8 protein-coding genes are annotated in these 6079 nt (G+C 60.1%); 7 read left to right on the top strand and 1 reads right to left on the bottom strand.

The genetic code is table 11. The features are described 5' to 3' along the window. Window positions 1-18 precede the first annotated feature (18 nt). The 3 genes from BLT66_RS16755 to BLT66_RS16765 all read left to right on the top strand — a co-directional run bounded on the left by BLT66_RS16755 (window position 19) and on the right by BLT66_RS16765 (window position 1720). Window positions 19-774 carry an SDR family NAD(P)-dependent oxidoreductase gene (locus tag BLT66_RS16755; protein WP_092759134.1) on the top strand — a complete coding sequence of 252 codons (756 nt, stop codon included), beginning with the start codon at window positions 19-21 and terminating at the stop codon, window positions 772-774. Between the two features lie 169 nt (window positions 775-943). Next, a complete protein-coding gene (locus tag BLT66_RS16760; RefSeq protein WP_092759136.1) occupies window positions 944-1357 on the top strand; it encodes a VOC family protein in 414 nt (137 codons plus the stop codon). Between the two features lie 15 nt (window positions 1358-1372). Next, a complete protein-coding gene (locus tag BLT66_RS16765; RefSeq protein ID WP_092759138.1) occupies window positions 1373-1720 on the top strand; it encodes a GFA family protein in 348 nt (115 codons plus the stop codon). 68 nt (window positions 1721-1788) lie between these two features. Here the strand turns inward: BLT66_RS16765 and BLT66_RS16770 are convergent, their stop codons facing one another. Next, window positions 1789-2751 carry a LysR family transcriptional regulator gene (locus tag BLT66_RS16770; protein ID WP_092759205.1) on the bottom strand — a complete coding sequence of 321 codons (963 nt, stop codon included), beginning with the start codon at window positions 2749-2751 and terminating at the stop codon, window positions 1789-1791. Between the two features lie 103 nt (window positions 2752-2854). Here BLT66_RS16770 and BLT66_RS16775 point away from each other — a divergent pair, with 103 nt between their 5' ends. The 4 genes from BLT66_RS16775 to BLT66_RS16790 form a co-directional block, all read left to right on the top strand. Next, window positions 2855-3958, top strand: coding sequence for an alkene reductase (locus BLT66_RS16775; protein ID WP_092759140.1), 1104 nt, complete (start codon window positions 2855-2857; stop codon window positions 3956-3958). A 195-nt stretch (window positions 3959-4153) separates the two neighbouring features. Next, a complete protein-coding gene (locus tag BLT66_RS16780; RefSeq protein WP_092759207.1) occupies window positions 4154-4537 on the top strand; it encodes a nuclear transport factor 2 family protein in 384 nt (127 codons plus the stop codon). Between the two features lie 69 nt (window positions 4538-4606). Continuing rightward, a complete protein-coding gene (locus BLT66_RS16785) occupies window positions 4607-5626 on the top strand; it encodes an alpha/beta hydrolase (protein ID WP_092759142.1) in 1020 nt (339 codons plus the stop codon). Between the two features lie 165 nt (window positions 5627-5791). Beyond that, window positions 5792-6079, top strand: a 288-nt coding sequence (locus BLT66_RS16790) for a helix-turn-helix domain-containing protein (protein WP_143029238.1), incomplete at its 3' end; no start/stop codon positions are given.

Here is a 6079-nt window from a genome sequence, read left to right on the forward strand (position 1 = left end):
CCAACCCGAGCCCTCTTTATGCTGAACAACACACCCCCTATCAAAGACCAGGTCGCCCTCGTCACCGGCGCCAACGCCGGGATGGGCCTGGCCACCGTCCGCGCCCTGCTGGAGGCCGGCTACCGCGTGGCCGCCACCGACCTGCACACCGAGCAAGTTGCCAGCACCCTGGCCGCGCATGGCGACCGCCTGGCCTGCTTCGTCATGGACGTGAGCGACTACGCCCAGGTGCAGACCGCCTGCGACCAGATCGAGGCGCACTTTGGCCGCATCGACGTGTGCGTCAACAACGCCGGCTTTCTGCAGTACGCCAACTGCGAACAGACCACGCCCGAGCTCTGGCACAAGACCCTGCGCATCAACCTGGACGGCGTGTTCTTCGTCAGCCAGCGGGTGGCGCCGGGCATGAAGGCGCGCGGCTTTGGCCGCATCGTCAACATGTCCTCGTACGGCGCCAAAACCGGCGGCCTGTCACCGCTGCCCGCCTATGCGGCCAGCAAGGGCGGCATCATCTCGCTGACCTTCAGCTTCGCCCGCGAATATGCGCCGTTTGGCGTCACCTGCAACGCGCTGGCCCCGACCTTCGTGAAGACCCAGATGCTGACCGAGCAGGTCAGCGCCGAGCGCCAGGCCGAGCTGCGGCAGAAGATCCCGGTCGGCCGCTTCTGCGAACTGGAAGAGCTGGCCCACAGCGTGCTGTTCCTCGCGCATCCGCTCAGCGGCTTCATCACCGGCGAAGTGCTGGACCTGAATGGTGGGCTGCAGTTCGATTGAAAAATTTACATAAAACCGGCCTCTGGCGCAGATAAAACCTGCGCAGCAAGCTACTATTTATGTAGCACGCTGCAGCCAGAACCTCTGCTTACATCCTGGTGTAGACGCTGCCCGACATAGCCTCTAGCATGGCTGCTGTGGATGCTCTCCACGCCCCACAGGAGACTTTATGCAAGTACAACCCTATCTGTTCTTCAACGGCCGCTGCGAAGAGGCCCTGGCCTTCTACACCGAGGCGCTGGGTGCCGAGGTCACCATGCAGATGCGCTACGCCGAGAGCCCCGAGCCCTGCCCCGAAGGCATGCTGCCCGCGGGCTTCCAGAACAAGATCATGCATGCCAGCATGCGCGTCGGCGAAGCGGTGGTGATGGCCTCGGACGGCAACAGCACCGAGCCGGCCAGCTTCAAAGGCTTCTCGCTGTCGCTGGACGCCAAGGACGGCGCGCATGCCGAAAAGCTGTTCAACGCACTGAGCCAGGGCGGCCAGGTGCAGATGCCCTTGGGCAAGACCTTTTACGCCTCCAGCTTCGGCATGGTGGCCGACAAGTTCGGCGTATCCTGGATGGTCATCGTCATGCCCTGAAACTGGAGTCAATGTATGGTCTACACAGGCAGCTGCCACTGCGGCAAGATTCGCTTCACCGTCGAGGGTGAAATCCAAGGCGCGATGGAGTGCAATTGCTCGATCTGCGTGCGCAAGGGTTCGCTGATGTGGTTCGTGCCGCGCGAGCAGTTGCAGCTGCTGACGCCGGAGGCAGACCTGAGCACCTACTTGTTCAACAAGCACGTGATCCGCCACCACTTCTGCGCCAGCTGCGGCATCCACCCGTTTGGTGAAGGCAGCGACCCCAAGGGGAACCGCATGGCCGCGGTCAACATCCGCTGCCTGGAGGGGCTGGACCTGGCGTCCATCCCAGTACAGCACTACGACGGCCGCGCTGTCTGATCTTGTTTGGGTACCCCTACTTCAGCAGCACTACCAGTGCTGCAATGGGCACCACCAAATCAGAACGACTACGTTTTGTTGGCATTGAGCATGAAATCAACAAAAGCACGAAGCTTTCCTGGCATGTATTTGCGATGTGGATAGTAGAGATGAAACGCGTCGTCCATCCCGCTGTGCCGCTTCAGAATCTGCCGTAACTGGCCGCTGGCCAGCTCCTGTTTCGCAAACTCCTCGAGTACGAAACCGATACCGAGCCCTTGTACAGCCGCATCCACGACAGACCTCATTTCGTCAAATAAAAGGCGCCCCTGCACGTCGATTTGAACCGTTTGACCCTCTGAATCGAACTTCCATTCATACCACCGGCCTCCAACGGAATAGCGTTGCCGAATGCAGTTGTGGTGCAGCAGATCATCGATGGTGGTCGGTTCCTTTCGGTCTTGGAAGTAATCCGGGGCGGCCACCACGATTCTTTTTTGCTCCGCTCCCAGTTGCATGGCCACCATGTCGTTCTGCACTTTCTTGCCCATCCGTATGCCGAGGTCAAAGCCGGCACTGACGATATCGCCGAGCAGGTTGTCTAACGATATCTCGACATGGATCAACGGGAATTTCGCCAGAAAGGCTTCCACATGGGGCTCGATCAACATACGGTAAGCCACGTATGAGGAATTGACACGCACGGTGCCGGACGGCTGATCGGTTGCCAGCAAAGCTTCTGACACGGAGTTTCTGATCAGTGCAAGCGCGGGTGCCATTCTCGAATTCAGTGACGAACCCGCCTCGGTCAGGCTGACGCTGCGCGTTGTGCGATTGAACAGCCGGACCTTCAATTGCGCCTCTAAGGTTTTGATGGTGCGCGACACCGCTGTTGGCGTGACGCCCAGTTCTGCTGCAGCCCGGGCAAAGTTCAAATGCCGAGCCGCCGCCTCGAAAGTCAATAGCCCAGGGAGATGCACCGGTGGCGAGGCGGGCGCCGCTCCCGTACGACCGGCATGGGCCGCATCTTGGATTGTGAGCTTTTTGTTCATACCGTATGTCTGCTTATGACTATTTACGTCATTATCGCCGGCCTCCATACTTCCGACATCACATCAATTCATCAGGCAACCCGGTTGCCGAAGGGAATAAAAAATGACGCTCAGCAGTTCTTTCAACGGTCTTTTTTCGCCAGTGGCGATGGGCGCGCTGAAGCTCGCAAACCGCATTGTCATGGCGCCGCTCACACGCAGCCGCATGGGCCCTGATGGCGTGCCCAACGAAATGCATGCCCGTTACTACGCACAGCGGGCCAGCGCGGGCCTGATCATCAGCGAGGCGACCAATATCTCCGCCCAAGGACGGGGCTATGCCCTGACGCCTGGCATCTGGACGGACGAACAGGTCGCCGGCTGGAAAAAAGTGACCGACGCGGTGCATGCAGCCGGGGGCCTTATCGTGTGCCAGCTGTGGCATGTGGGTCGTTTCTCACACGTGGACCTGCAGCCGGACGGGGCAGCCCCGGTTGCACCGTCGGCGATTCGGGCAGAAGGGCAAACCTATACCGAAAATGGAATGCTGGATGTCTCGATGCCGCGCGCACTGGAAACGTCCGAGATTCCCGGCATCATCCAGCAATACCGGCACGCCGCGGAGTGCGCACAACGCGCCGGCTTCGATGGCGTGGAAGTGCATTCGGCCAACAGCTATCTGCTGGACCAGTTCCTGCGCGATTCGACCAACCAGCGTAATGACGAATATGGCGGCTCCATCGAAAATCGCAGCCGGCTCCCGTTGGAAGTCACTGCGGCAGTGGTCGAGGTCTGGGGCCACGACCGCGTCGGCATTCGGCTCTCCCCTGTAACGCCGGACGCAGGCAACACGCCTCTGGACAGCCAGGTCATGCAGACGTATGGCCATTTGATCGAGCAGCTGAATCGCTTCCAGTTGGCGTATATGCACTTTGTCGAGGGTGCCACGGCCACCTCGCGTTCCGTGCCCACAGGCATAGACCTCGACGCATTGCGCGCACTGTTCAAAGGTCCCTATATCGGCAACAACAACTACGACCTCGACCTGGCGGTGAATCGCCGCCTGGAAGGCAAGGTCGATGCCGTCGCCTTTGGCCGTCCGTTCATTGCCAATCCCGATTTGGTGCATCGCTTGAAAACGGGCGCTGAACTGGCTGTTGCCCCCCGTGAAACCTACTACGGCAACGGCGCCAAGGGTTACACCGACTGGCCTGCTCTGGTCGACTGAGCAGCTTGGTTGCCGACCCAATATCCGATTTGGAATCGACGAGTCATTGCGACTCTTATCAGGAGTAAACGAGTGAAAACGACCTTTATCAAGACTTTGATTTTCGCGGCGATCACTGTCGGCATGGGCACAACTGCCCAAGCCGCAGACGCGCCAACCCGCCCCCAGGCCAGCCAGGCCAACCAAGGAAAAACCATGAGCAAACCGACATACGTGCAAGACTACCAAGCCATCTCCGAAGTACTGAACAAGTACATCGAAGGCTGCAAGCAGGCCAAAAGCAGCATCATGAAGTCCGCCTTCAGCCCACAGGCGACGATGTACAGCGTCGGCCCCGATGGCAAGCTGACCGGTGGCGCGATTGCTATCCTGTTCGAGGGTGTCGACAAGGATTTCCGTCCGTCGCCTGACGCTACGGCCGCGATCACCCGCATCGAGATCGTCGGTACGGCAGCCAGCGCCCGCATCGACGCAAACGATATGTCGGGCATCTCGTTCACCGACTTCTTCCATCTGTTGAAGGTCGGTGGCCAGTGGACAGTGGTCAGCAAGATTTTCCAAACCCACGTGGCGCCTTGAGCAGCCCTCTGCACAGCTAAACCGAGACCCACAACTGATTTTGCCTGCCGTCACTGAATAGAAAATACCGTGAACACCCTCACCTCCGCTCTCGCCCTTTCCGCCCTGACCCTGGCGGTTGGTAACGTTTCTGCAGCCAGCCTGCCGGGCGTCGAACACAACGTCGCAAAGTTCTTGCAATCCATTGAAGGCGGCAAGACGCTCGATACCATGACGCCGGCCGAGGCCCGCGCCGCGCTGACGGGCGCGCAGGCTGCCCCCAAGGTGGCATTGCCGGCGGCTGACGTCAGCGAAAAGACGATCCACGTCAATGGCAGCGACCTGAAGCTGACCATCGTGCGCCCGACAGGCAGCCAGCAGAAGACCCTGCCCGCGTTCATGTACTTCCATGGCGGCGGCTGGGTACTGGGCGACTTCCCGACCCACGAACGGCTGGTGCGTGACCTGGTGGCAGGCTCGGGCGCGGCGGCGGTCTTCGTCAACTACACCCTGTCGCCGGAGGCGCGGTACGGCGTCGCCATCGAGCAAGCCTATGCCGCGACCAAATGGGTGGCCGAGCATGGCAAGGAGATCCAGGTCGACGGCAAACGCCTCGCCGTCGCAGGCAACAGCGCGGGCGGCAACATAGCCGCCGTGGTTGCCTTGATGGCGAACGAGAAGGGCACACCTGCACTGCGTTCACAAGTATTGCTGTGTCCGGTGACGGATGCAAACTTCGACACGCCGTCGTACAAGCAGTTTGCCAACGGCTACTTCCTGACGAAGGACTTGATGGCGTGGTTCTGGGACAATTACACGACCGACGCCGAGGCACGCAAGCATATCTACGCTTCGCCACTGCAAGCGACGACCGAGCAGCTCAAGGGCTTGCCGCCGACGCTGATCCAGACCGCCGAATTCGATGTCCTGCGCGATGAAGCCGAAGCTTACGGACGCAAGCTCGACGCTGCGGGCGTGCACGTGAAGTCGGTGCGCTACAACGGCATGATTCACGATTTTGGGCTGTCGAACGGGTTCAGCCACCTGCCGGCGCCCCGCAGCGCGATAGCGCAGGCGTCGCAAGAGCTCAAGGCCAACCTAGACAAGTAATTTCAAAGGGGTGCGGCGGCAATCGACGTCAACGGTCACTGGACCGCCAAAGTTGGACGACAGTAGCCAGCCTGAAGCGGCCGTCGACAGGGACGGCTTTGCAGGGCGGATTCAACCGGTCGATGCAACACACTGAGAACTGCGTGAGCAGACGGAGTGTTGCAGATGAAGTACCGGACACGAAACTACTATACCGACAGCCAGAAGGCGCTGATGTGGGAGCGATGGAAGGAAGGTTGGACGCTTCACCAGATTGGCCAACTGTTTGACCGGCCGCACACTTCGATCCAAAACATTTTGGTGAAAACGGGTGGCATTCGGCCGCCGGAACGGTGCCGGTCCGCGACAGCCTTGACTTTGTTCGAAAGGGAAGAGATATCGCTCGCGATCGTTGCAGGCGAATCGATCCGATCGATCGCTGCACGCCTCGGCAGAGCACCATCGACAATCAGT

Origin of the sequence: Rhodoferax sp. OV413, from assembly GCF_900104385.1 — a bacterium.
In the GTDB taxonomy this organism is placed as follows: domain Bacteria; phylum Pseudomonadota; class Gammaproteobacteria; order Burkholderiales; family Burkholderiaceae_C; genus Rhodoferax_B.

Excerpts from the sequence above, each read along its gene's own strand:
- BLT66_RS16755 (WP_092759134.1), top strand. The coding sequence starts at position 19 with ATGCTGAACAACACACCCCCTATCAAAGACCAGGTCGCCCTCGTCACC.
- BLT66_RS16780 (WP_092759207.1), top strand. The coding sequence starts at position 4,154 with ATGAGCAAACCGACATACGTGCAAGACTACCAAGCCATCTCCGAAGTA.
- BLT66_RS16770 (WP_092759205.1), bottom strand. The coding sequence starts at position 2,751 with ATGAACAAAAAGCTCACAATCCAAGATGCGGCCCATGCCGGTCGTACG.
- BLT66_RS16775 (WP_092759140.1), top strand. The coding sequence starts at position 2,855 with ATGACGCTCAGCAGTTCTTTCAACGGTCTTTTTTCGCCAGTGGCGATG.
- BLT66_RS16765 (WP_092759138.1), top strand. The coding sequence starts at position 1,373 with ATGGTCTACACAGGCAGCTGCCACTGCGGCAAGATTCGCTTCACCGTC.
- BLT66_RS16760 (WP_092759136.1), top strand. The coding sequence starts at position 944 with ATGCAAGTACAACCCTATCTGTTCTTCAACGGCCGCTGCGAAGAGGCC.